A 24,913-nucleotide genomic window follows, 5' to 3' on the forward strand; every position below is an offset into this window, starting at 1 on the left:
TGCCGTCCAGGGCTGCGCATCTCCCGCCCGATCAAAAGAAAACGGCCCCGGCTTTCGCCGGGGCCGCAGTCTTACAACAAATGCTGTTGATCAGAACTTCTTGCGAACGGAGAGGAAGAACTCCCGGCCATCGTAGTCGTAGCCGTTACCAATCGCCGTATTGTTGATCGCGAACACTTCGTTCCCGTCAACCAGCGGCGGCGCGGTGTTGAAGATGTTGTCCACACCGCCGATGATGGTGAGGGTATCGGTCTGATAACGCAGCGAGAACGTGTGGAGGAAGTGCTCCTTGGCGAAGCCCACGTCCCGGCAGTACAGGCCATCGCCCGCAACCACGCCGTTCGGCACGCCTGCGGCATTACGCGAGCCACCACCAAGACAGGTGTCGCTGATGAACCCGGTCAGCTGACCGTCCGGACCACGCCCGAATATGTCGCTGAACTCGTCGATACCGGTCGCATCTTGCTCGACCGGCCCGGTGTAGTCGACGGTCCAAGTCGCGCGCCAACGGTCGACATCGGCGAAGAGCTGCGCGCGGCCGGTCCACTTGGGTAGACCGAACTCACCAGCATCGTCTTCGTAAGTCGGGTTACCGTTGTCGTCGATGAACAGCGAGCTGCGCTCGATCAGGTGGTTCGCCCGCAGGTTGAGACCGAACTCCACCGACTGACCGAAGAGAGCGACTTCCTTCTCGAAGTTGCTGTTAAGGTCGATACCGCGCACTGCTTCCTGATTGAGGTTGATGAACCCGGAGTTGATGTCCGAGATCAGGAACCGGGTAACCGGGCTGTTGAAATACACAATCCGGTCGCAGAACGGGCTCCGCTGTCCATCGTCGCGGGTGAAGCAGTCGTTGATGATGAACTGCGACGATGGCTCGATGATGGAATCCTTGAGCTTGATATCGAAGTAGTTGAACCCCAGGCTCACGTCCACGCCACCGAGGGTTTCCTCGAATGCGAAGCCCGCCGTGATCGAACGCGACGTTTCAGGATCGATATCGAGGCTGCCGCCGGTGGCGATCTCGACGCTCGACTGAGTCAGCGTGTTCAGGTTGTTCTGGTCGATGCCGACCCGAGTCGGGTCGCGACCTTCGCGGACGCAATTCGCGAGCACGTTGGCATCGCGAGTGTCGAGCGCAGGGTTGTAGCCACCCGCGGTGGAGTTGAACGCTGCAGTCGGCACGGCGCACGGATCAAACAGCGTCAGGAAGCCCGACTGTCCGCGCAAGAAGTTCTCGCGCAGGTTCGGCGCGCGGAATGACGTACCGTAGCTGAACTTGAACAGCAGCGGGTCCACCGGACGCCAGCCGGCCTTGATCGAGTAGGTGAAGTTGGTGCCGTAGAACTCTTCATCTGTGACGCGGCCGGAGACGTTGAGGTTCAACTCGCGAACGCCCGGCTTATTGGCTTGGAGCGGGATATCGAGCTCTGCGAAAGCCTCCTTGATGTCCTTGCTACCCGACGCGCCAAGGTCGGAGAAGAAGCTCGCCAGCAAGCCATTCGAAGCGACGAAGTCCGGCTGCGAGTCGATCTTGTCCTTGCGATACTCGACACCGATCACGGCGCCCACTGGCCCAGCAGGAAGGTCGAACAGGTTGCCGGTGACGAACCCGTTCAGAGTGAGCTGCTCGTAAGTGGTATCGAACCGGCGGACGCCGAACACATAGTCCGTTTCGGCTTGCGAGGCGAACGTGCCGATTGGCGAGCCCAGGACGCTCGGCGCGAACAGGTTCACCGGAACGCAGCCTGCGCGGAGGTCGGCGGCGGCCAGGTTCGGGTTGGCGAGGGCCGTACCGCACTCGCCGATGTACTGAGTGTCACCGAAGAAGCCGAAGACGTCGAGGTTCTCGTCGTAATCGTCCGCAATGCCGTCGCCGTCGTTGTCGACGATGCCGTCACCGTCGTAATCGGCCGTCGGGTCGAGACCCAGGGCAAGCGCCAGCTTGTCCTCGCGGATGCCGCGGCGGATCGAAACGCCCTTCGAGTACGAGTAGACACCCGCGACTTCGAAGGTCCAGCTCGGCGAGATGAACGGGAGGTCGCCGCGCACGCCGAGAACGCCGCGGTACTGCTCCTGCGTCACCTCGAAATTGTCGCGGTCCCCCTGGATCGCCACGATCGGCGTGGTCGGCAGCGGGAAACCGGTCGACAGCGGCGTGAACGGCAGCCCGGCACGCGCCTGCAAAAGGTTGTCCGCCCGGCGGCAATCGACGCCGGTGCCGGTGACGAAGTTGCAGGGGTTGAACCGGTTGAGATCAGGCACCGACGGGAACACCTGGGCCTGGCCGAGCGTGTTGTCGCTGCTGATTTCGGCACGGCTGTAGTTGGCCTCGAAGAACGGGGTGATGTTACCCGATCCGCCGAGGGTGTACTCGCCGTACGCCATCACATTGTACAGCTTCTGGCCGCTGAGAAACGTTTCGTTCGGATCGGCGCCGTTGGTGTTGACGTTCTGGAAGTCGACGTCGCGAATACCATCGCCGTTCAGGTCGATTTGGCGGCCGAAGGCATCGGCGGAATCGCTGTAGTTGCCCAACAGCGGCACGTTGCCCTGGCCCGGCTGGAAGTAAATCGAGCCGAAGCGCGTGTACCCGTTGAAGATGCGCCCGCTGATGCCAGACTGCTTGCACTCGGACTCGGAGACGCGGACGAGACCGTTGCTGGCCGCGAGCACCGTCGCGTTGTCGAGCTTTCCGACCGTGTAGATATTTCCGTTCTGGTCGACTTCGTAGTTGCGGTCGCAACCCTGGAAGAAGCTGCGGTCGCTCAGGCGGACGGCATCGCGATAGTCGTATTCAGCCCCAATTCCGATGAACCCGCGATCGAAGTTCATGCCGTAAGAGGCGCTGAGTGTGTAGTCGTCGCCACCACCCTGCGGGTTGAGTTCACCGCGAGCGAACAACTCGAGGCCGTCGAAGTCCTTGCGCAGGATGATGTTGCCCACGCCGGCGACCGCGTCCGATCCGTAGACCGACGAAGCGCCGTCGAGCAGGAGCTCGTAACGCTCGATGAGCGAGCCGGGCAGCAGGTTGATCGAAGGGCTCGTCGGAGCGCCTTCCACGCCGGCCGGCGCGAGCCGGCGGCCATTGACGAGAAGCAGGGTGCGGTCGGCGCCGAGGCCGCGCAGGTTCAGAGTCTGCGAGCCAGGGCCGTTGTCGAGCACGAAGCCGTTGAAGGTCGCGTCGATCTGCTGGCCGGCAGCCGATTCGGTCCGCTGCAGGATCTGCGCGGGATCGAACAAACCGGCTTCGTTCTCGTTCTGCGAGGTGATGACCTGCAGCGGTGAAACGCTGGTGTAGGTATCCCGCTTGATGCGCGAACCGGTGACGATGATCGCCCCTTCGCCAGGAGCTGCGGTATCCGTCGTTACGGTCGCGCAGTCCGGATCGGTCGCGATCGCGATACCGTTGGCGTCGGTGGCGCAAGTGCCATCCGCTTCATCGACCTGCTCGGGGCTACCTTCCTGCGCCCAGGCTGGTCCAGCGACTACCAGGGCGAGTGCCGAGGCAGAGCACGCCAGTCCCTTCAGCGTGCCGACACGAATCATGTTCATTAGCTAAGCTCCCATCGAATTCGACGGGGACCAGATGCGACCCTGCATCGAAGCAAGCTTACGCCCACAGGCGCACTCCCCGGCAGCTCACAGTCAATCGGCCCAGTCCCCAAGGCTAAGGAGGCGATACCGTTAACCTGAGAGCGTTGACCACCCGGTCGAGACGATTTGGCGACTTTTACGGAGCCTTGTTGCAAAATACCCACACTTCATCCCGGCTTACGGATCGGCCCATCCTGCCAAGCCTCTGTGATTCCCGCGCAACACAGTCGATTCTAATCGACGAACGACATGGGATTTCATTTGTCCTGGCGGCGAAGTTTACTCATCGGGCACGATTATGGCGCTACGGGCCGCTTGCAGCTCAAGCCAATGCGTTTTGAATGAGGGGAACTACCGTGAAATCCATTTCCTTCCGATCCACCTTGGGTGGTTCGACCTCCCTGTGCACTCTGGCGCTTGCCGCGTCGCTCGGACTGACCAGCACCGCCTACGCGCAGGATACAGAGACCAGCGTGGACGACGTCGCTTGCGAAGATGCCGACAACGACGGTGGATGCGACAACCTAGCGACCGGCCAAGCCGGCCAGGGCACCGAAGGGGGGATCGTCGTGACCGGCTCGCGCATCGCGCGCCCCGGTCTTGAGTCAACCGTGCCGATCCTTTCGATCGCGGGCGACACCCTCATCGAGCAGGGCACCAACAACATCGGCGATACGTTGAACGAGCTTCCACAACTGCGCAGCACACGCCAGCAACAGAACGCCTCAACCGGCATCGGCATTTCGGGGCTTAACCTGCTTGATCTTCGCGGACTCGGGACCAACCGCACATTGGTGCTGGTGAACGGACGCCGCCATGTTGCCGGCGACATTACCAGCAACGCCCAGTCGCCAGACGTTAACACCATTCCGAACGATCTTATTGAGCGTGTCGATATCGTCACTGGCGGCAATTCGGCGATCTACGGCTCGGACGCGATCGCGGGCGTGGTCAACTTCATTCTCAAGAAGGATTTCGACGGTCTTCAGGTGCGCGGGAATGCCGGCATAACTACCCCCGGCAACTACGGCGCAAACCAGTTCATCTCGGCGATGTACGGCATGAACTTTGCCGACCGCCGCGGGAACATCACACTTCACGGCGAATATGCGCACCAGGATCGCATCTTGGCGTCCGATATACCTGCCTTGCGGATCGTCGAAGGCCTTGGCGTCGTCGATGTCGACCCGGGTACCGCGGTCAACGGAAGCGACGGCAATCCGGATAACAACTATTTCCAGAACATCCGTTCACGCAGCCAGAGCCGGTACGGCTTGGTGTTTGTGTCGCAGCCGTTTGCCACTCCGCAATGCGGCGTCGGCTACGGTTCGACCACGACAAACGGAACTCCGTACAACTGCCTCTTGGCGTTCGGCGGGGACGGAAGCTTGGCTCCATCCGATGAAACCGGCCGTTTCTCGACCGGACCGATCGGCGGCGCGGTCGGCGGAACGCGCCTCGACACTCAACGCGAGGAAGATACGTATTCGATCATACCGGAGCAGAACCGCTACAACGCCAACCTGCTCGCGCACTTCGAATTCGCCGAGGCGCTCGATGCATTCGTCGAAGCGAAGTATGCGCGGATCAAGTCGTTCGGCTCGGCCTCGGGCTATGCCGGCATCCAGGGTACTTTCAGCAATGGTTTCGACCAGCGCGAGCGCATCCGTCTCGACAACCCGTTCCTGACCACGGCGCAGCGGACCACGATTGCAAATGCGATCCTTGCCTCAGGATGCAACACTTCTGTCAACAACGCGTGCAACACCACTTCGGCGCTCGGCTTTAACGGGCCCCTGACTGCGGCTCAGCAGGCCCAGATCGCCGCCGGCACTTATCGCTTCGCGCTCGGTCGCTCGAAGATCAATCGCGGTCCACGCGACGAATCCTTCACTCGCGAGACGTTCCGAGCTGTGGCGGGTCTTCGTGGGACCTTTAACGACGACTGGAACTACGAGATCTCGGCCAACTACGGCAAGATGGAAGAGGATACGGTCAACACGGGCTACATCGATTCCCAGCGCTTGGCGCTGTCGCTCGATGCCGGTCGCAATCCGGTGACCGGTCAGATTCAGTGCCGATCCCAGTTCGATCCGACTGCGGCGCTCGGGTATGACCAGGGCATCTTCAAGACCACGACGGGCGCGAGCCGCGGCAATGCCGGCCAGGCGGCTCGGTTGGCTGCCGACATCGCGGCTTGTGTACCGTTCAATCCGTTCGGCGATGCCGACAACTCGGCCGCGCAGGATTATTTCGAGCACACCGCCACAAACACGGCGTGGATCAAGCAACAAGTTTATTCGGCATTTGTTAGCGGCGACACCAGCGAGTTCTTCAACCTTTGGGGTGGCCCGGTGCGCTTCGCTCTCGGTGCGGAGTATCGCGAGGAAGATATTTACTACAAGCAGGACGACTACACGGCGACGGCGGGCAACACCAACAACGTGGTGCTTGGTACCCTCTACGACACCGATCCGTTCACCGTGAAGGAAGCCTTCGGTGAAATTCAAATCCCGATCCTGGCGGACAGGCCTTTCTTTGAAGAGCTTACCTTGTCGGGCGCGGCGCGCATCGCCAAGTACCAGGGCGGCGTTGGCACGGTATGGGCTTATAATGGCGGTGTTGACTATTCGCCGATCCGCGACATCCGGTTGCGCGCCAACTACAGCCGCGCGGTGCGGGCGCCGTTCCTAACCGAGACTACCGGCACGCTGGTGTCCAACTTCTCGCCGGGCTTCGTCGATCCCTGCAGCACCGGACGTATCGGGCAGGGCACGCAGTTCCGCAACGCGAACTGTGCAGCCGACCTTGGCGGCCTGCTGCCGCGCGAAGGCAGTTACTCGCTGCAGGTCGTCAGCGGGTTCAATCCGAATCTGAAGGCAGAAGAGTCCGATTCGTGGACCATCGGCGGGGTTTTCCAGCCGCGCTGGGTCCCGGGACTGGCGATCTCAGTCGATTACTACGACATAACGGTGAACGGGATCATCGCCTCGCCGACGGCGCAGACGATCGCCGACTCGTGCTACGACCAATCGACCCTGGACAACGTCTTTTGCCAGTCGTTCCAGCGGTTCCGGGGTCCAGGCACGGGCCCTTTCAGCGAAGATCCGGGCCACATCCTCGGCGGTTCGCTGTTGCAGGCGCCGCTTAATTATGCGTCGCGCAAGCGTCGCGGGATCGACACGCAGGTCGACTACCGCACAAGCTTGTCTGATGAAGTGCGGCTCAAGCTGTTTGGCATCTACACCCACAACTTCCAGATCAGCAATTTTGAGAACCCGGGCGACCCGACGTTCGAGAACCGCATTCTGGGCGAACTGGGTGATCCGGTCGACGAGTTCCGGATCGATACGGACGTTTCGTTCGGCGCGTTCACCTTCGGCCATAGCATGCGCTACATCGGCAAGATGACGGTCGGTGCGTGGGAGAATTACAACGCTCTCGGCGGACGCAATCCGCAGAATCTCGATGCGTCGCCAATCCAGTTCTACCCCGCAGTTACGTACCATAACTTCCGCCTCGAGTGGGATGCGAATGGCGAGGATGGAGACGGCAATTTCGGCCGCGATTTCAACTTCTTCGTTGGGGTCGACAACGCCTTCAACAAGGTTCCGCCGCTTGGTGCGAGCGGTGCCGGTGCGGGCGGTGGCGGCGGCGCCAACGATCGCCCGGGTTCTGCTAACTCGACGGGCGCGATCTACGACGTGCGTGGCCGTCAGTTCTATGCCGGTTTCCGCGCCCGCTTCTAAGCACGGCGTTGAACAGGAAATCAGGGGTCGGAACGCTGTTCCGGCCCCTCTTTCTTGTCTAGGTTCCGCACATGCCCAGCCCCGCAGTCGCCAACGCAATAGCCGCCGCCCAGCGCGGACAGGTCATTGCCGCGGCACAAGCGTTGGAGGCCGCTGCGGCCGGTGGCGATGGCGAGGCCGCGCTAACACTGGCGAACTGGCGAATGGCGGGCGATCCCGTCCGGCGCGATCTCGCACTCGCGCGCCAGTTCTTCGGCCGTGCCAGCGAACTGGGCGTCGCTGAGGCCGAGCCTGTCTATATCGCCATGCTCGCCAACGGAGCGGGCGGATGCGCCCGCCAGTGGCCCGAGGCACTGGAGCGACTTCGTCAGCGCGCACGTCGGGACGGGGCTGCACGGTCAGAACGTGACGTCCTCGAGAACATGGACCTCGACGATGACGGAAATCCGTTGAGCATTCCGGAGATGCAGAGCCTGCATTCCGCGCCTGCAATTCGGAAACTCGAAAGTTTCTTGAGCATCGCCGAGTGCCGCTACCTGGTCCGGCTGGCGAAACCGCTGCTGCAACCCGCGGTGGTATTCGATCCGCGAACCGGCCAGATGACGCGCCACCCGGTGCGCAGCGCCGAAAGCGTCGGCTTCCCATTTGTCAGCGAGGGCCCCGCGCTCCATGCCATCAACCGCCGAATCGCCGCCGTCACAGGCACTTGTTACGAGCAAGGGGAACCTGCCCAGATTCTCTCTTACCTGCCGGGGCAGGAATACAGACTGCACAGCGACGCGATCGCGAACGAGCCTAACCAGCGCACCGCGACCTTCCTGGTCTGCCTGCACGACGATTTCGAGGGCGGCGAAACGGTGTTTCCCCGACTGGACTTGGCATGGCGGGGCAAAGCTGGCGATGCTCTCCACTTTTGCAACGTCGATGACGCCGGACGGCCCGAGCCCCTTGCGTGGCACGCGGGAAATCCAGTGACCAGGGGACAGAAGGTCATCCTCTCGAAGTGGATACGCGCCCGTCCGCTGGATTTGAGCGGACCGCCAGGGCGGCCGCTCTAACCTCCTACCCTACCACCATCGCCAGCGCCCCGTCGCCTTCATCGATCGTGACGGTGCTACCATCGGGCACTTCCCCGGAGAGGATTTTCTCCGCAAGGGGATCCTGCAAGTAGCGTTGCACCGCCCGCTTCAACGGGCGCGCTCCGTAGACCGGGTCGTAGCCCACGCGCCCGAGCCAGCGGCGTGCCGCCTCGTTCAGCTCGAGCACGATCTTGCGGTCCTTCAGCAGTTTCTGCACCCGCTTGACCTGAAGGTCGACGATCGGCGCCATGTGCTGATGACCGAGGCGATGGAACAGGATGATCTCGTCGAGCCGGTTGAGGAATTCCGGCCGGAAGTGCGCCCGCACCACGTCCATCACTTGCGGCTCGACCTTCTCGACGTCCTGATCTTCCTCCAGGCTGGCGAGGAACTGGCTACCGAGGTTCGACGTGAGGATGATCAGCGTGTTCGAGAAGTCGACCACGCGGCCCTGCCCGTCGGTCAGGCGTCCGTCGTCGAGCACCTGGAGCAGGACGTTGAATACGTCGGAGTGAGCCTTCTCGACCTCGTCGAAGAGCACGACCTGGTAAGGACGGCGACGCACCGCCTCCGTCAGCACCCCGCCCTCTTCGTAACCCACGTACCCTGGAGGCGCGCCGATCAGGCGGGCGACCGCGTGCTTCTCCATGAATTCGGACATGTCGATGCGAACCATCGCGTTGTCGTCGTCGAAGAGGAAGCCCGCGAGCGCCTTGGTCAACTCGGTCTTCCCGACACCGGTCGGTCCAAGGAACAGGAACGAGCCAAGTGGCCGGTTAGGGTCTTGCAGGCCGGCCCGCGCGCGCCGGACGGCCTTGCTGACCGCCTCCACCGCGCGCGCCTGACCGATGACCCGCTTGCCGATGGTCTCCTCCATCCGCAGCAGCTTCTCGCGCTCGCCCGCCAGCATGCGCTCGACCGGTACGCCCGTCCACTTGCTGACGACCGACGCGATATCGTCCTCGGTCACTTCCTCGCGTAACAGCGCGTTTTCGGCAGGGGACTCCACCTCCGCGAGCCGCTTTTCGAGTTCGGGAATGCGGCCGTACTGAAGCTCGCCGGCGCGGGCGAGATCGCCTTCGCGCTGCGCCCGCTCGAGCTCGATGCGGGCCGCGTCGAGCTCCTCCTTTACCTTGCCTTCGGCGGCGATCTTGTCGCGCTCGTTCTGCCAGCGGGTAGTGAGTTCACTCGACTGTTGCTCTAGGTTGGCGAGCTCGTCGCGCAACGTCGCCAGGCGGTCCTTCGATGCGGCGTCGCTTTCCTTGCCGAGCGCCTGTTCCTCGATCTTGAGCTGGATGATCCGCCGGTCGAGGTTCTCGATCTCTTCAGGCTTCGATTCCACCTCCATCCGTAGACGGCTCGCCGCCTCGTCCATCAGGTCGATCGCCTTGTCGGGCAGGAAGCGGTCGGAGATGTAGCGATTGGACAGTGTCGCGGCTGCAACGATCGCGCCGTCGGTGATGCGCACCCCGTGGTGCAGCTCGTAGCGGTCCTTCAGTCCGCGCAGGATGCTGATGGTATCCTCGACCGTCGGTTCGCCGACGAACACAGGCTGGAAGCGGCGTTGGAGCGCGGCGTCCTTCTCGACGTACTTCTGGTACTCGTCGAGCGTAGTCGCGCCGATGCAGTGAAGCTCGCCCCGGGCGAGCGCGGGCTTCAAGAGATTGCCGGCGTCCATCGCGCCCTCCGATTTGCCCGCGCCAATCAGCGTGTGCATCTCGTCGATGAACAGGATGATGTCACCCTCGGCACCCTTCACCTCGTCGAGCACGGCCTTGAGGCGTTCCTCGAACTCGCCGCGATATTTGGCGCCTGCGATCAGGCTGCCCATGTCGAGTGCCATCAGCTTGCGGTCCTTGAGGCTATCCGGCACGTCGCCATTCGCTATGCGCAGCGCCAGGCCCTCCGCGATCGCGGTCTTGCCGACGCCGGGCTCGCCGATGAGCACGGGATTGTTCTTCGTCCGGCGCGCCAGGATCTGCACCGTTCGGCGGATTTCCTCGTCGCGGCCGATGACCGGATCGAGCTTGCCGGTCCGGGCGACCTCGGTGAGATTGCGCGCATACTTGCTGAGCGCGTCATAGCTTTCCTCGGCGCTCGACGAGTGCGCCTGGCGCCCGCCACGCAGCTCCGTGATGGCGGCCTCCAGGGACTGAGGAGTAACGCCCGCGGCTTTTAGTGCCTGACCCGCGGCGGTGGTCGTCGCGAGCGTGAGGGCGAGCACCATCCGTTCCACTGTGACATAGCTGTCGCCGCTCTTGTTCGCGAGCTGCTCGGCCTGGTCGAGCACCCGCACGCTATCGTTGTCGAGGCCCGGCGTCGCTTGCGCACCGCCACCGCTCACGGCCGCGATCTTGCCCAGCGCGGCGTCGATACCTTGCACCGCCACCGCCGGATCGCCGCCGGCGCGCGTGATCAGCCCGGCCGCCATTCCTTCGCTGTCTTCGAGCAGCGCCTTGGCCAGATGCTCCGGCGAAATCCGCTGATGGTTCATGCGGATCGCGACTGTTTGCGCGCTCTGTATGAAGCCCTTCGCGCGGTCGGTGAACTTTTCGAGATTCATGGGTGCTCCCTCAATCTTCAGACCAGATAGTGTTGCTCAAAGGCAACACAAGGGGCTCTAGCCATCATTCGTCCCGGACCGGTGTTGGCTCGGGTCATACGAAATGTCGTCCGGGGACGACAGCGCACAGGTCCAGAAACGCTGCGAGTATGAGTTGCCTTGCTGCGAAGGAAGAGCAATCCAAATTATGATGTGTTCGAATGCTAACCGACGGCTCCCGGGGAGGGGTGATCCAGACCGGTCACGCCATCAGATCCAGTTTCGCTGGAGGGCGATCCAGGAGCTGATTGAAACCCAACATCGATCTAGCGAACGAGGCGATGAGCTGAGAAGGGCCTCTCGCAAATGGGGCGTCTCTATACGGACGCTGCAGAGGTGGATGGTTCAACTTCGCGAGGCGGACGACAGCATCACCGCACTCGGCCCTCGGCCGCCAAAGAACGCTGGAATGCGCCGAGTATGGGTCTCGCGGACGTTTGACCGGTGCTTCCTCGCCTCACGATCAAGTCAGGCCAATGTGCTGACAAAGCTGGGCGAGAAGGTTGATCAACTAATCAAGGCGGCCTGGGCATCGCCAGTGCAACGAGCCGGCTGGAGACAGGTGCGCAGGGAGGTGGAGACTGCCTTCGTGAGATACCTTGGCCAAAATGAAATTGATATGCCCGCGTCCTCGATAGCGCTGTCCCAAAGGCGGATACGAGAAGCTCGGTATTACCGGATCGTCGATGTCCGCGCTCACGATCGGAAGACCTACGATGACAATCGCCCTCGGATCACGCGGCAGAATGACGCACTGACCCCGATGCAGCAGATCGTGATGGACGTGAAAGTCGTCGACTGCGCAGTTGTGAGACGAGACGGTACTACCGCGTGGCCGCGGATGGTGGCCTACATGGACACGGCAACTCAACGGGTCTTCCGCCGCTTCTTTCTGCTAGGTCCATCAGAAGGGATCAGGCAGGAGCATGTCGCTTCGACGTTCCTTGAGATGGTCGACGATCCGGCCTGGGGGTTTCCCCAGCAACTCTACCGTGACAACGGCTCCGAGTTCTTCATCTTCGACCTAATCAGAACCGCCTTAGATCAGCTGCAAGAGCAGAAGGCGCCGACCATCATCAACGCACGCCCATATGCGGCAGCTTCAAAACCCATCGAAAGCAGGTTCGCAGTTTTTGACCGCTTCGTATTCTCTCAAATGGGGGGATGGAGCGGTGGCGATCGAATGCGGAAGAAATCGGCCACGTTGGGTCGGCCTCCTGCCCCCTATCCGAGATCGTTTGCTGAGTTCGTTCAAGAAGCGGAATGCCGCATCGATCTTCTAGAGAGCACCAAGATTGAAAGCGGACCCTTTGCCGGCCGCTCGCCCACCGAAATGTTGAACGAGCATGTTCAGAATGGATGGCGCCCATTGATGTTGCCATCCGAACGACTTGATGCGGCATTCTGTACTCGGGAGACGCGTCGGGTATCGCGGGGCTACGTAAAAGTCAGAGGAGATACGTTCAGGCACCCTGAACTCGTCACAGGCGCCATTGTGACTGTCGCCCTGCCCTGGCGTCGCGGAGCTATGCCACTGGCAAGGATTTCAGGAGGTAGCTGGTTGCAGTTACAGCCGAATACTGCCTTCGAACCAACGGACATCGAAGGAGCTCGCGAGAGCAGCAAACGTAAACGCGAGCATGATGCGGCGGTCACCCTTCTAAAGGTGGACGCCGGCTGCATTGATCTTGAGGCGAACCGCCGAGACCGCCTCCTCACGGCATCACCCCGACTGATCGCTCGCTCGCGTTTGGACCGGGAAGCGCTGCCTGACCAGAAGGCCTTAGGTGACATGCTCGCCCTTGGGCTGAAGTCACCTCCGCGAAAGGTGGCTGATTGCGGAGATCGCAGATGGAGAGAAACCGAAGACTTGGAGAGAGTACTTGCTAGACGTCGCGGCTGAGCCCGCCGATCCAATCGTAAATACTTCTGTTATTCGTTTCATCCGTGCCAGGCTCGATATGGCGCACGAAGAAAAAGGAATCTGCGTCATCTCGGGCCCGTGGGGTATTGGCAAGACAACCGCCATCAGCAGTTTCGCGCAGTCACATGCTGGGCAGTGCGCAATCGTGAAGGTCGAACAAGGTTCAATGAAGCGCGGTGCGTCGCCCGTGCTGCTGCTCCAACAAACAGTGGAGGCAGTTCGCCCGCTCATAGGGCGGTCCGCCAGTGCCACCCTTAGCAACGCGTACTGGTCACTCCGGCAGATGCTCTACAACCATCTGGTAGAGTGGCGCGCAGATCGACAGCACTCCTCTCACTTGACCGACGTCGCCCAGTTTTCGATCGTGTTCGATGAAGCTCAGTACCTCTCTCGCGAGGCCATCGAGATGATGCGGTACTGGAACGACGCCGACACCGCTACCTCGCCGTTCCCAGTTGCCCTGCACTTTCTCGGCAATAGCGAATTTGCGCTGGATTCAAGCAAGGCTGACGAAAGCGTTCTGAGTGGTGCGGTGCGTAGTAGGGCGCTTTTCATCGAAACCATGGGATACGAAGACGTTAGCGACAGGGACATTTCAGATTACATCGATTCCCGGGGAGCGTACGATGATGAAGCGAAAGCGCTTTTGCTCCAACATTTCAGCGGCCGCCGAGTGCGACGTGACTTCCGAACGTTAGCACGACTCGACGGTTCTTTGCGGCGTCGCAGCCAAGGACCAACCATCGGCCCGGAAGACGTCCTCTCATTGGTGGGCTAAATCGGAGCTGGAGCCGTCGTTTACCTCTCGAGTCCGATCTTGGGCCGGTAGCAGACCTTCTGCTTAGCGTCCGCGACGGTGGAAAAGCGGACTGTTGCCCCCCGGCATGCCTCTGGCATTGCCCTGTGCTTTAGCGCCTCACCTATGTCGGCTGCGCAGATCGCTATTGGTCCTGCGGTAATGCAGAGGCATGGAAATGAACGATATGCCAGTAAGCTCCTTCCCGTCGGAAGAGTATTGAGCGCCGGCCGATGTTGCCTTTGCCGCGGAGGTGAAACGACGCAATCGCAAAGTCGCCAAGATGCTGAACTTTCAAGTCTTGGGGCTCAAGCCCCAGGCGGGTGGTTCCTCTCTCTTTAGCGGCGTCGAAGAGCTTCCGGAACGCAGCTGTTACTTCCTGCTTTCCTTCCACCCGCTCCTTTGGAAACGGGCCGCCTGGAAAGAACATAGTGACCTCCTCGCCAAAGAAGGCATCAAATCGGACGGTATCGAGTGAGTCGAACGCATTGAGAAAGGCATGTGCCGCAGCCTCGGGCGCGACAACGGGTTGATCCGCTACTGTCGTGCAGGCTGAAACCGCAAGCGAAGGAAGTACTACTCTGGCAAACGCCAAGTCGGCGAAATCCCCAGTTTGAAAGCTGCCGAAGATCATATGATACTCGCCTTTATTGAGGGTTGGTTGCCCTTTGAGGGCTAGCGAAGAGAAGGACGGGTCGTGAACGCCGCGGTCCATGAGCTGCCGGCCGCGCCTTCGGGGTGGAATTGCGTGTAGCGGCTGAAACTCGTGTCCCAAGTGACGCTCAGTACGCACCACCTGACTCCGTCACTCACGAGCTGTATGCTGTTTATCCCCCCTGAGTACGGCGCTTCCCCGGGCGCCTCGCGCGATTCATAGCTGCTCCAGACGTGGGCGATGTGGCCGAAGCGCTCAACGCGGCGAGCCACTTCGTTCTCAAAGAAGCCCTGGTTAGCGAACAGCTTCACGTTCAGCGCGATGAATTCGTCAATGTTGAATGAGTTGACCTCGAATTGACCTGAGGGAGCATGGCGCGGAAGCAAAATGCGCGCGTTCGGCGCGTGAAGCGCACGGAGCGTAGACCACGGTCGCTGGCGTTCTGGAGCGCCCGAAACAACCTCGTAGATGGCCGCAGCTACCTCGTCTGGGGAGCCGCTGCCGGGCACTACGGGGTCACTTGGGGGAACTCCGCAGGCGCCATTCTGCACGGTCTCGCTAACGATTGGCTGCACCGGCGCCAGTGTTGGCGGCGCTTGCTGCAGCACTAGAAGCAAGGCAGCTTGTGAGAAAATGCCAGACATGGTTGGATCCGTAATTAAATAGGGGTGACTTACGAGAAGAGGCCGCGTGCTAAGCGGCTATTGCAAAGCGCGTCGCAGGGTTGCGTTGCGGTCCAGTTCCGATGGCGAGAACATTGAGATTGCTGGTGTATCTCTGCCGAAGATGGAGGCAAAGTGCTCTTCATGAGCCTCATCAATCTGACTGATGTTAGGAATGAGTTCGGTGGCAAGGTCAGCAAGTTCGCCCACAGTGACGGGACGGCCATGGCACCCGTGGAAAACTCCGCCTCTTCCAGCTGCGACACCAACGTACAGGCGAGCGAGGTCAGTCACTTCGACGAGAGGAATGCGATTGGCACGGATTTCGTCAGGCACTTCCTTTCCAGCAAGCGCAGAAGCTGCCTCCGGTAGTGTGCCACCTTGGGATCCATAGACCCAACCAAGTCGAATGACTGATGTCCGAAGCTTTTCAGTGGCGGCCGCGAGTACTCGATCAGCGACTGCGTGCCGCCAATCACCCGGATCTAAAGGCTTGGCGCTTAGCTCAGAGACAGATTCGCCTTCGTCAGATCCGTATCGGAAGACACTCGAGGTATAGACAAAATGCCGCGCCCTGCGATCCGATGCAGCGATCTCGAGCAGAACCGCGGTAGCAGCGGCATCGATATCTGAGCGTTCTTCTCCTGTGTCCGAATAGGAGAAAGCGGCGTGCACGATCACGTCGGCCGCCAAAGCCGCAGCCCTAAAGGTTCCCGGATGTTCCAGATCGCCGGTGACTGGTGAAACCCCTAGATCGGCTATCCTTTTCGCAGCAACTTCCGAGCGGGCCAGCCCAGACACAGCATACCCTCGGCTGACGAACTCGCGCGCGACATGGTGTCCCACATATCCCGAGGCGCCAGTGACGAAAACAGACTGCACTAATTTCTCCATGAAGTTTTCCTGAGTTGTCGAGGCGAGCGATGCGCTCACTCATCCTGAACCGATCTAGCGAAGCCGGCTCAGAGGCGGTATTTGGAAGATCCAAAATGTCTTAAGGAAAACTGAAATGAAGATCGCCGGCTCGCATCGGCCGACACTGAACGCTCTGAAGACGCTCGAAGCTGTCGGCCGGCTCAAGAGTCTGACTCTGGCCGCCCATGAGCTCAATGTGAGCGTTTCCGCAGTCGCCTTCCAGATCAATGCTGCAGAGACGGCTTTCCGAAGGTCGCTCGTGGAACGGCAAGGTCGCGGGTTACACGTCCCTCAAGAAACGGAATTACTGGCTCAGGAGCTAGGAGCAGCATTCCATGCCATTGATGCCGCAGTGGGTAGGTTTGCACGATCTCCTGCAGCCGTATTTAACGTTGTGACGGTGGCAGTCCTCCCGAGTTTCGCAGCCTTGTGGCTCCTGCCGCGGCTGAGCCACTTCTGGGCATCGTACCCTGAGATTGATGTGCGCATTACCGCATCCGACCGGAAAGCCGATCTCTTGAGCGAGGGTATTGACTGCGCCGTGCGCGTCGGTGCCGGAGAATGGCAGGGCCTACAGGCAAAAGCTTTGTTTCCGCAGGTCCTGACACCGGTCTGCCACTTCTCTTATCTAAAGCGCTTTCGCGCTCCCGCAACGCCAGGTGACCTCAAAGACCACCTTCTGATCCATGATACTTTGCGGGAGAAGGAGTGGTCAGAATGGTTCACTGCTGTTGGAGGGCCGATTAGGTTCGCGAGACTTCAAGAAGTACAGGGACGGGGGGCAGTCGGACAAGCCGTGACCGCAGGCCTCGGGATAGGGCTGGTCGACGTTTCAATTCATGAAGACCGCATACGCAGGGGAGAGATAGTGCGGTTGTTTCCTTGGGATCTCGACACTGAATGGAAGCACTGGTTAGTCACGCCCGAGGGGGAAGAGCCGTCCGACGTGTGTAAGCTGTTCATTTCATGGCTCGAAAGCCAAAAAACCGGTCGGGAGACAAGCGATGACATATGACCAGCCTTCGGCCGCTCTCTGCCAGTCTGTTTTTGAGGTTCGGACTGCTCAAAACCGCCAGGCCGCTTGCGACCTAATTGCAGACGTCGCGACCTAGTTTTTATTGCTCTGACCGTGCTCGCCGGCATGGGCATGATCGCCTACTATCGGCACAACAGTTGGGACCGAAAAGTTGAGCGTCAACGCGCCCGTTAGAAGCGCTCGCGTTCCCGGAGCTAGATCAACACCATCAGAAAGCGCATCCACACTAACGATGCCAAGGCCACGAACAGGAGCGTCGTGAACTCACGCTCGGTGTGGGTGGCGTAGGTGATAAGCATCGGGGCGTTAGGGCGAAGGTACAGTTGACGGAGCCTCACTCGCGAGCGCTGCGCATCAGGTGGAACTCTTTCGAACAGCGGCGGTTGATGTAGTGGGCGCCCTTGAGACCCCCCTCCAGTCGGGCGCCCGATCCGTTCAACACCCGACCTACCTTTCCCGCTTCGGCGGGATTTTTTTCGGCTCCAGTACGAATTTCACTAAGGCTCGGCATCAGCAAAGCGTCAGACGCCGGGCGGTCAAAGGTCGTATCCCGCTTTGGCGGAGCAGGAGTCTTTTCTCGTATGAGGTCTTCGCCCTGCCTGATGGTGGATACCGCCGTTTCGGTATCCGGGCCATCTTCATGCTCAAGGATGACCATGTAGGGCTCTTCCATGGCGGAAGTCAGAACGATGTACCCATGCTTGGCAGTCATAACGCCTCCGTACTCCACGCTTTGCGTGCAAACCGAGAGCGTCTGCGGGCGGTATCCGTTCCAGCCGTTGCGAGGTTCCTATCACGCGGGCTTTTCTAGCGCCGCCTCATCCATAACTCGACGAGGGAGTACACCGTTACGCCGGTTGCCACGATCGCGAGAATGACAATGGCTGTGCTGGACATGACGACCTCCCGGTCACCGGTTTACGCGCCAATGTTAAGTTTGGCGAGTCACGTCTCTTCCCAAGAATCGCCCTCGAACTGCCAGTGGTGCGGACCCTGGGGCGGCGGGCCGCCTGTCCAGTCGCCCAGTTCGCCAAGCCAGCTTTGCAGCTCGCGAACCTTGGTAGGCGGCAATTCGAGTATCACCGCTTCCGTCGCTTCAAGCGCGCCTGCCAAATAGGCCGCCCGCATCGAGGGGTCTTCGTAACGCATGCCGACGCGACTAGATAAGCGGCACTTCCGCTGTCACCTACCTAAGTACGCCACGAGTGGCATAACCCAAGTTGACGTGCCCGGCTTGACCCGTTCTCTCTCTGTTCAATACTTGGCGAAACCTAACGCGTTGTCCTCCCCACGTCGGGGCTGAGCGGAACAAGTGGTACGCCAGCTCCACTTTGCGATGACCGATCCTTGGCGCACCGCGCGTAGTGTACCTGCGGTCAATTGATTGTCACTTCGCTAGTCGAGGTTAGAACACTTAGGCAGCCTTTGTCGCTTTTATCCAATCGGTTGGGGCCCCTTTCGTTTAGAAGCGCGCCGCGACCCGAAGGGCTCATCGCTACCATGATGAGACTTCAACTTGCGGCCTCGGAGCGATCCGGGGCCGCTTTTCTTACATACCGGAAAGTCCCATCGGGTCGCATTCACTGGTCGACATGACCCTTCGCTTGAAGAGGTTAGCGCGACGGGTCTCTGCCGCGCGCCGGGAACCAAAGTCGGCTGCTGGGCTATAGCGAGTCAGCAACTGATGATGTGGGTCGCATGGTCGGCTGCGCCGGTAGTGCCCGGCCGTTGGTGTGCTTACCTGAGGTATCATGTCCCAACGCAGGCATCTCGATTTGCGACCTTTCGTTCGTCGGCTGGCGAGCCGATCCGCGCTCGGTCAGACCGAGCGCGAAGCCATTCTGTCCCTTCCGGTGAGTGAGGAATTCTTCAAAGCCAATCACCACGTCCTCGGCTCGAGTTGGGACGGCGCGCATGCCTTGATGGTGAGCTCAGGCCTCGTGGCCAGGGTGGACATCAACAATGGGAAGACGCGCGCGATATCCGCATTGGCCATCGCCGGCGACGTTCCCAACCTTCATTCCATTGTGCAGCCGATGTCATCCAGTGACCTGATCGCCTTGGCGCCGACAACGGTTCTCAAGCTTCCACTCGCGCATCTTCGTGATCTTGCCGATCAATATCCGGGCATAGGGAAAGCTCTCTGGCGTGATTGCGCGGCTGACGGCAGCATCCTGTCTCGCTGGGTCTGGAACCTCGGGCGCCGCGATGGGGTCAGCCGCATCGCGCACTTGATGTGCGAGATGGCTTATCGAAGCTTGCCAGCTGAACCCTCGGGGGAGGTGAGGTTCAAGTTGCCGCTCACCCAGATCCATCTTGGCGACATCATTGGCATGACCTCCATTCATCAACCGCTGCCTGATGAAACTCAAGCCGCTCGGATTGACCCTTCGCCATGGAAACGTCTGGATCGCCGACTGGTCAGCAATCGCGGAGATTGTCGGCTTTGATCCCGAGTACCTCCAGCTTGCGCCCTACCGACATCCATCGACAGCCCGAGCAGCGTAAGAAGACCGCTGAGGTCCGGCTCAAATTCGATTGCAGACCGATGTTCCCAGCATCTCCCTGTCTCTTGGCGCGCCGTCGGGGAGCCATAGCCAGACCCAACCGTTTTACGCCCTTAGGAGTCTGTCATGCGAGACGATCGCAAGATCCGCGCCGAAACCCATCTGGACATGCTCAAGCAATGCCTCAAGCGTGTGTTTCCCACCCATAGCGATGATCATTTTGATGCAATAGTCGAGGCCCTTGATCCCGGCGTCGAAAAAGCGGGAGCGGTACGAGAACGGATCGGAGTGCGATAAGGCGGCTCATTGCGTTGGCTTGTCAGGCAGTGCTTTCAGCTTTTTTCGCACTGAAGCGGACCGTCAGCAAACGACCCCATATCAGACATTCAGCCGCCGCACCTCAGGCTGTCACTGACCTAGCGAGACTGTTCAAGCTGACCGCACTGATAGACCAATGGAAGTGGCAGGCCTTTTCCCCGCCTGCCATCCGGCCCAGCTTGTCGCCGCCCCGATCGCAAAGCCCGTCAACACCACTGTCGCGCTTGGCAAATTGCCAACTAAAAACAAAGTGGACTGAACGGCCGGGAGGTCGCCCATTAGACCCATAGCTACCATCTCGATGACTATCAGAACCCCAGCGACAGCGAAGGGGTGTGCCCGTTCGCCTACACGCCAGCGGACGATTAGACAGAAGAGCAACGCCGTCGCCATCGCCCATTCAATCGAGTGAAGGATGCGATCGAAGTCCTCCGGACCACGCACTGTCAGTCCAGGCATAAACCCGTTGAGGAGCCGACTGAATGGCGATTCCCACAGGATCAGCGGCGTCGCCAGCATATAGCCGGAATGCAGCCACACCTTTCCTCGATATTTCAAAGCGCGGTAGTAAAGCAGGACGTAAGCCCCGACCGCCACCAAGAGGCCAAGCAAGAAAGATCCCCCGAACATAATGGTCACTGGAGCCCCACCCTCGACAAACTTGCTGGCAGTGACATCGATGATCGCGAACAATCCGCCGATCAGAAACGGGAACAGGAGGAGGCTCGACTTACCGATCAAGCGGTGCAGGGGCAATTGCGGCCGATGATGCGCGGTCCAGCTTTGTGCGAGAACCATTACGACCCACACGCTGGCAATGACGCCGTGGGCATGAAATTGCCAGGGGCCGCTACTCAATTGGGAAAAGTAGCTTGGCCAAAAGCCGCTGACGATGACCGCCATGCAAAGCAAAACGTAATAGTGGGCCCGTGGATATGGCATCGGCTCCCCTCCGCTGCTCGCGCGGGCATACGCCCAAATCGGATATTTGCATAGTGAGAGGGTCATAGTTTGAAGCATCTGCGCAGCCGCCAGCGGCTGCCGCAATGCAGCCGCTATGCGAGCCACGTAGCCTGCGGCCCTGTTTTATATTGCAATGGCCGCTTTCCACCCAAACCTAGTCGTCCACTCTATGGCCACGTGATCTGTGAAGCGGCCATTCCGAACCGCAGAATGACCGCCCCCCCAACGTCAGATCTCCGTGCGCTCCGCGAGCATAAGCGCGTCTTCAACGTCGACTCCGAGATAACGGACGGTGTTCTCGATCTTCGTATGGCCGAGCAGGATCTGCACGGCGCGCAGATTGCCGGTCGCCTTGTAGATCATCGATGCTTTCGTCCGACGAAGGGAGTGCGTGCCGTACTCTGCTCGTCGAAGACCGATCGCTGTCACCCACTCATCGACAAGCCGAGCATATTGCCTCGTGCTCATGTGATTTGCGCGGTCGATGCGGCTCGGAAACGCATGTTCTTCGGGCGAGCCACGCCGTCGCTCTAACCAGGACAACAGGCTGGCACGAACATCGCCAGTCAGCTCGAATTGGACCGGCCTGCCGGTCTTTTGCTGGATTACAATCGCTCGAGTGCGGACCTCCTCGCCAGCGACAAGGTCTCCGATCCTAATCTTCACAAGGTCGCAGCCACGCAGCTTGCTGTCGATCGCCAAATCAAACAGCGCTCGATCTCGAAGCCGGCCCTCCCGATCGAGGAAGAAGCGGATTGCCCATATCTGCTTCTGCGTCAGCGGACGCTTGGTGCCGACGGTTTTGCCGGCGTTCCAAGCCGCGCGACCTTGCATCCATGGATCATATTCTGAGTAGCCCATGGCATTTCTCCGTGGCCGGGATGGCCAAGGAGAAACCGAGCTACCGGTCAGATGCTGGGCAAGCAGACAGTCCGTGTACGAACCTCATACACTTAAACATGTGCTCCGCTTGCTGACCTTATATGTCGACCGTCAAACTCATCTGGAACCGGCGGGGCGCGTTGTAATAGAAGCCTTCGCCCAGGTTGCTGTAGCCGTAGGGGTTGTTCGCCGATGCCATCTGCGCGCGGAAGGTGGCGGGCCGGTCCAACATGTCGAACCGGTAGCGGCCGCCTAGCGAAACAATGTATCGACCTGGGATCTCGAACGAATTGGCCCGATCTGCGACGCGTTTGGTAAAGCTTTCGTAGGCTACATCGAGCGACAGGCCCTGAACCCACGGCACGCTCCAGTTGACCGCGCCGGTGGCGGTGAGCGGGGCAGCGCCGATCGGCTTGCGCCCGATCAAACCTTGGTCAACCTGGTCTCCGCTGACCGACGCGTCGAGCAACACGGCGCCCAGCACCACGCTCAGGCCAGGAGTAATCTGTCCCGCGATCGACATCTCGACCCCGCGGTTACGCACCACCCCGAGTTCGCGAAAGACCCGTGCCGGGTCTAGCGCGAAGTAGGGTTTGCGCACGTCGAACACCCCCGCGACCAGCTTCAACGAAGGCGTGAATGCATAGCGGAAACCCGCGTCAATTTGCTCGGTTAGGATGGCGGGAGGCGCCTCGCCCCGGTTGACCGCGATGTCGGGCGCGACCGGGCTTTCCTCCAGCCCTTTGCTGTAGCCGGCGTAGAACACGAGATCACTGCCGGCGAGCACCGAGACGGTGCCGTTGAACAGCCACGGGCTCGACTTCGACACCGGGAGCGCGCCCGTGGGGCGGACCACCGCCTTTTCGTAGAACGTACGCTGCACCCCCAGGCTTAGCTCGCCAACCCCACGCCAACGCCCTTCGTAGCCGAGGCCGAAGGTGGCCTGACGAACTTCATCGGTGGTCTGCTGGCCGAGGGAAAAGACCGGCTCGGGAGCCACGATAGGCTCGTCGACACGGCCCGGTCCAAAGTCGAAGCGCTGGCCACCTCCGTTACGTCGGTCCTGCATGCGCCCGCGCGACATGAGATGCACCAAGTGCATCCGATCGCCCTCGATGAATTGGCGGGTGAGGCGCAGCTCCCCCGAAGTCGAGGCGAAGCGGCGCTTCTGCTCGGAGATAACTTCGTGATCCGCCACCCCGTCGGGCGTGGTGTCGAGAAACACCGGGGTGAAGTTGCGGTGATCGTGGGCGATCGAGCGGAATGCGCCGCCGCGCAAGGTCCACTCGCCGAGGCTGACAGTGCCTAGCACTCCCATGTTGTAATCGTCGCCGCTGTTACGCGCCCATTCGGGCCCAAAGTAGCGCCGGCGTTCGATCCGTGGCGGCAAATACGAACCATCGGTGAAGATGATCGGCTGCGCTTCGCCGCCGCGCTCGGCCTTCATGCTCCAGAAGGGTATGACTTCTACAGCGTCCGTCGGCCGCCAGCGCGCGATGATCGCCGCGTCGAGGATGCGCTGGTCGCCCCCATAAGGGTTTTCCGCGTCGTTGAATCCCACGCCGCCGGCTACCCCGAACGTCCCGCTTATCGGAAGCTGGGCGTCGACCTCCGCGCGCGGGCCGCCAAAGGGACCGATGCCGATGACTGTGCTGGCGACGGCTTGGCGGCCTGGCAGGCGCAGCGAAAAGTCCGCCACGCCGGTCGGAGCCGGAAACGGGTAACCTTGCGCGGTTAGCCCGACGCGAACGTTGCTGGCCGAGGTCAGCCGCTGGTTGAGGTCGGCCTGATAATCGAAATACATCCCCTCAATGCGCACGTTGCCAGCCTGCACGGGGCTGAATCCGCGCGCGCTTTGGGGAAAGTAAAGGCCGACGCGCTCGTTGCCCACGCTCGTGCCGAACGCATCCTCGGCCGAATCGACCGCGTTCTCCTCGGCTCGCTGCGCCCACGCCGCCTGAGGGGATGCCAGCAGAGCCGTGAGCTGCGCGCCAATCAATAAAGTGTGTTTCATTCCGACCTCCGTTGCCGCTCGATTGGCGGATGGAGGCGCGTGTTCGGCTGGTTGATCGACGAGCGTTCGTTTGCGGCGACGAGCGTCAGCGGCGAAGCGGAATTCGCACGGTATTGCGGAAACCGCCCCCGGCCAGCTCCTCGGCGGAGAGCGCGGCTTCCTCGCCGAAGCGCGAGCGGAGCCGATCGCCAACGTTGCGCAGCCCCACTTTCTCGCCGTTGGGACTGGGACCCGATCCGGTGGCATCGTTCTCGACGACGAGCTCCAGGATCGGGCCGTCAACCCGTGCGCGGATGCGGATAGAGATCGGCGCCTCGGATCGCGCGACGCCGTGCTTCACCGCGTTCTCGACCAGCGGCTGCAGCAGCAGCGCAGGCACCTTGGCTTCGGCGCTGCCTTCCTCGAGCGCCACGTCGAAGCGCAGCCGGTCGGGGAAGCGCGTGCGCTCGATCTCCAGATAGAGCCGCTGGAGGTCGACCTCCTGCGCCAGCGTCACGTCCTCCATCGGATTGATGGCAAGGCTGCGGCGAAAGAAATCGGACAGCTGCACCACCATTGTCTCTGCCCGCGGAGGTGCATCGCGAACCAGAGCGGCAATGGCGTTCAAGGTGTTGAACAGGAAATGGGGGTTGATCTGGTACCGCAGCGCGAGAACCTGCGCCTCTTGCGCCCTCACGGCCAGATCCGCCGCACGCCGCTCCTGCTCCTGGACCTCAATGCTGTACGCAAACGCGAGGTAGGCGGTGGTCCAGCAGAAGTAGAACCAGAACCAGTACATCGTAGAGTATAAGAAACTGGCGACAAAGCGATCCTCTCCGCTGCTGAAAACGATGGCGTTGGCGGCACCTTGCACGCAGGCGGTAACGAAGGCCAAACCGGCCCCGATCGCGGCTTGCTGCATGAAGTCCCGCCGGCGAAGGAGCCGCAACACGCGGTAAAGAGCGTAGCCGAGCGCGGCCCCCAGCACCGCGAACGAACCCCTGCGGATGAAGCTATCCAGAAACGTTTCGCGGCCGGGATCGTGATTCAGCTCTGCGCGCACCAGCATGATCACCAGGTGCAGCGTCCAAAATAGCACGAGCAGCACCGTCGCGCCGCGCTTCAGGCGATCGGTCGCGTCAGCCTCGTCGAGATGCGCAGTGTTCGTCAATTATTCCCCTGGAAATGCAGCAGCCGATGCTAGCTCATCGCTTCGGCGCGCGAAAGCCAAGGCC

At 60.9% G+C, this 24,913-nt stretch carries 18 protein-coding genes; 7 read left to right on the forward strand and 11 right to left on the reverse strand.

Annotation, left to right across the window (positions count from 1 at the left end):
* Positions 1–90: 90 nt before the first annotated feature.
* Positions 91–3,555 (reverse strand): TonB-dependent receptor domain-containing protein, encoded by a 3,465-nt coding sequence (locus ACWPM1_RS11730; protein WP_455695013.1) that lies wholly within the window; start codon positions 3,553–3,555, stop codon positions 91–93.
* Positions 3,556–3,953: 398 nt separating this feature from the next.
* Between ACWPM1_RS11730 and ACWPM1_RS11735 the strand changes: the two genes are divergently transcribed.
* Together ACWPM1_RS11735 and ACWPM1_RS11740 are read left to right on the forward strand one after the other, a co-directional pair.
* Positions 3,954–7,346, forward strand: a complete 3,393-nt coding sequence (locus ACWPM1_RS11735; RefSeq protein ID WP_455695014.1) for a TonB-dependent receptor domain-containing protein — start codon at positions 3,954–3,956, stop codon at positions 7,344–7,346.
* 71 nt (positions 7,347–7,417) lie between these two features.
* Positions 7,418–8,404, forward strand: a complete 987-nt coding sequence (locus ACWPM1_RS11740) for a prolyl hydroxylase family protein (RefSeq protein WP_455695015.1) — start codon at positions 7,418–7,420, stop codon at positions 8,402–8,404.
* Positions 8,405–8,408: 4 nt separating this feature from the next.
* Here the strand turns inward: ACWPM1_RS11740 and clpB are convergent, their stop codons facing one another.
* On the reverse strand, positions 8,409–10,988 hold the full coding sequence (clpB, locus tag ACWPM1_RS11745) for an ATP-dependent chaperone ClpB (protein ID WP_455695016.1): 2,580 nt from the start codon (positions 10,986–10,988) through the stop codon (positions 8,409–8,411).
* Between the two features lie 613 nt (positions 10,989–11,601).
* On the opposite strand from clpB, the gene ACWPM1_RS11750 reads away from it, so the two are divergent.
* On the forward strand, positions 11,602–12,930 hold the full coding sequence (locus tag ACWPM1_RS11750) for a hypothetical protein (RefSeq protein ID WP_455695017.1): 1,329 nt from the start codon (positions 11,602–11,604) through the stop codon (positions 12,928–12,930).
* 58 nt (positions 12,931–12,988) lie between these two features.
* Positions 12,989–13,729 carry an AAA family ATPase gene (locus ACWPM1_RS11755; protein WP_455695018.1) on the forward strand — a complete coding sequence of 247 codons (741 nt, stop codon included), beginning with the start codon at positions 12,989–12,991 and terminating at the stop codon, positions 13,727–13,729.
* Between the two features lie 163 nt (positions 13,730–13,892).
* On the opposite strand, the gene ACWPM1_RS11760 is transcribed toward ACWPM1_RS11755, so the two are convergent.
* The 3 genes from ACWPM1_RS11760 to ACWPM1_RS11770 are packed head-to-tail and all read right to left on the reverse strand — an operon-like array spanning position 13,893 to position 15,997.
* Positions 13,893–14,381 (reverse strand): YybH family protein, encoded by a 489-nt coding sequence (locus ACWPM1_RS11760; RefSeq protein ID WP_455695019.1) that lies wholly within the window; start codon positions 14,379–14,381, stop codon positions 13,893–13,895.
* Between the two features lie 41 nt (positions 14,382–14,422).
* Positions 14,423–15,046, reverse strand: coding sequence for a hypothetical protein (locus tag ACWPM1_RS11765; RefSeq protein WP_455695020.1), 624 nt, complete (start codon positions 15,044–15,046; stop codon positions 14,423–14,425).
* Positions 15,047–15,103: 57 nt separating this feature from the next.
* A complete protein-coding gene (locus ACWPM1_RS11770) occupies positions 15,104–15,997 on the reverse strand; it encodes an NAD-dependent epimerase/dehydratase family protein (protein WP_455695021.1) in 894 nt (297 codons plus the stop codon).
* A 76-nt stretch (positions 15,998–16,073) separates the two neighbouring features.
* Here ACWPM1_RS11770 and ACWPM1_RS11775 point away from each other — a divergent pair, with 76 nt between their 5' ends.
* Positions 16,074–16,994: a LysR substrate-binding domain-containing protein gene (locus ACWPM1_RS11775; RefSeq protein WP_455695022.1), complete on the forward strand. Its 921-nt coding sequence runs from the start codon at positions 16,074–16,076 to the stop codon at positions 16,992–16,994.
* A gap of 355 nt (positions 16,995–17,349) precedes the next feature.
* On the opposite strand, the gene ACWPM1_RS11780 is transcribed toward ACWPM1_RS11775, so the two are convergent.
* Positions 17,350–17,727 (reverse strand): hypothetical protein, encoded by a 378-nt coding sequence (locus ACWPM1_RS11780; RefSeq protein WP_455695023.1) that lies wholly within the window; start codon positions 17,725–17,727, stop codon positions 17,350–17,352.
* A gap of 233 nt (positions 17,728–17,960) precedes the next feature.
* A complete protein-coding gene (locus ACWPM1_RS11785; RefSeq protein ID WP_455695024.1) occupies positions 17,961–18,164 on the reverse strand; it encodes a hypothetical protein in 204 nt (67 codons plus the stop codon).
* 602 nt (positions 18,165–18,766) lie between these two features.
* On the opposite strand from ACWPM1_RS11785, the gene ACWPM1_RS11790 reads away from it, so the two are divergent.
* Positions 18,767–19,465: a Crp/Fnr family transcriptional regulator gene (locus ACWPM1_RS11790; protein ID WP_455695025.1), complete on the forward strand. Its 699-nt coding sequence runs from the start codon at positions 18,767–18,769 to the stop codon at positions 19,463–19,465.
* Positions 19,466–19,648: 183 nt separating this feature from the next.
* A complete protein-coding gene (locus ACWPM1_RS11795) occupies positions 19,649–19,819 on the forward strand; it encodes a hypothetical protein (protein WP_455695026.1) in 171 nt (56 codons plus the stop codon).
* A gap of 132 nt (positions 19,820–19,951) precedes the next feature.
* Here ACWPM1_RS11795 and ACWPM1_RS11800 read toward each other — a convergent pair whose 3' ends face one another.
* From ACWPM1_RS11800 to ACWPM1_RS11815, 4 genes are all read right to left on the reverse strand, one after another.
* Positions 19,952–20,743 carry a hypothetical protein gene (locus tag ACWPM1_RS11800; protein WP_455695027.1) on the reverse strand — a complete coding sequence of 264 codons (792 nt, stop codon included), beginning with the start codon at positions 20,741–20,743 and terminating at the stop codon, positions 19,952–19,954.
* A 288-nt stretch (positions 20,744–21,031) separates the two neighbouring features.
* Entirely contained in the window at positions 21,032–21,664 is a 633-nt protein-coding gene (locus ACWPM1_RS11805; RefSeq protein ID WP_455695028.1) for a tyrosine-type recombinase/integrase, read from the reverse strand.
* A gap of 118 nt (positions 21,665–21,782) precedes the next feature.
* Positions 21,783–23,699, reverse strand: a complete 1,917-nt coding sequence (locus tag ACWPM1_RS11810) for a TonB-dependent receptor domain-containing protein (RefSeq protein ID WP_455695029.1) — start codon at positions 23,697–23,699, stop codon at positions 21,783–21,785.
* A gap of 85 nt (positions 23,700–23,784) precedes the next feature.
* Entirely contained in the window at positions 23,785–24,849 is a 1,065-nt protein-coding gene (locus ACWPM1_RS11815; RefSeq protein WP_455695030.1) for a sensor histidine kinase, read from the reverse strand.
* Positions 24,850–24,913 lie beyond the last annotated feature (64 nt).

Source organism: Tsuneonella sp. HG249 (assembly GCF_053819205.1).

Coding starts and splice junctions, on each gene's coding strand:
- ACWPM1_RS11775 (WP_455695022.1), top strand. CDS start 16,074: ATGAAGATCGCCGGCTCGCATCGGCCGACACTGAACGCTCTGAAGACG.
- ACWPM1_RS11780 (WP_455695023.1), bottom strand. CDS start 17,727: ATGACTGCCAAGCATGGGTACATCGTTCTGACTTCCGCCATGGAAGAG.
- clpB (WP_455695016.1), bottom strand. CDS start 10,988: ATGAATCTCGAAAAGTTCACCGACCGCGCGAAGGGCTTCATACAGAGC.
- ACWPM1_RS11730 (WP_455695013.1), bottom strand. CDS start 3,555: ATGAACATGATTCGTGTCGGCACGCTGAAGGGACTGGCGTGCTCTGCC.
- ACWPM1_RS11740 (WP_455695015.1), top strand. CDS start 7,418: ATGCCCAGCCCCGCAGTCGCCAACGCAATAGCCGCCGCCCAGCGCGGA.
- ACWPM1_RS11785 (WP_455695024.1), bottom strand. CDS start 18,164: ATGCGTTACGAAGACCCCTCGATGCGGGCGGCCTATTTGGCAGGCGCG.
- ACWPM1_RS11810 (WP_455695029.1), bottom strand. CDS start 23,699: ATGAAACACACTTTATTGATTGGCGCGCAGCTCACGGCTCTGCTGGCA.
- ACWPM1_RS11795 (WP_455695026.1), top strand. CDS start 19,649: ATGCGAGACGATCGCAAGATCCGCGCCGAAACCCATCTGGACATGCTC.
- ACWPM1_RS11755 (WP_455695018.1), top strand. CDS start 12,989: ATGGCGCACGAAGAAAAAGGAATCTGCGTCATCTCGGGCCCGTGGGGT.
- ACWPM1_RS11800 (WP_455695027.1), bottom strand. CDS start 20,743: ATGGCGGTCATCGTCAGCGGCTTTTGGCCAAGCTACTTTTCCCAATTG.
- ACWPM1_RS11765 (WP_455695020.1), bottom strand. CDS start 15,046: ATGTCTGGCATTTTCTCACAAGCTGCCTTGCTTCTAGTGCTGCAGCAA.
- ACWPM1_RS11805 (WP_455695028.1), bottom strand. CDS start 21,664: ATGGGCTACTCAGAATATGATCCATGGATGCAAGGTCGCGCGGCTTGG.
- ACWPM1_RS11790 (WP_455695025.1), top strand. CDS start 18,767: ATGTCCCAACGCAGGCATCTCGATTTGCGACCTTTCGTTCGTCGGCTG.
- ACWPM1_RS11760 (WP_455695019.1), bottom strand. CDS start 14,381: ATGATCTTCGGCAGCTTTCAAACTGGGGATTTCGCCGACTTGGCGTTT.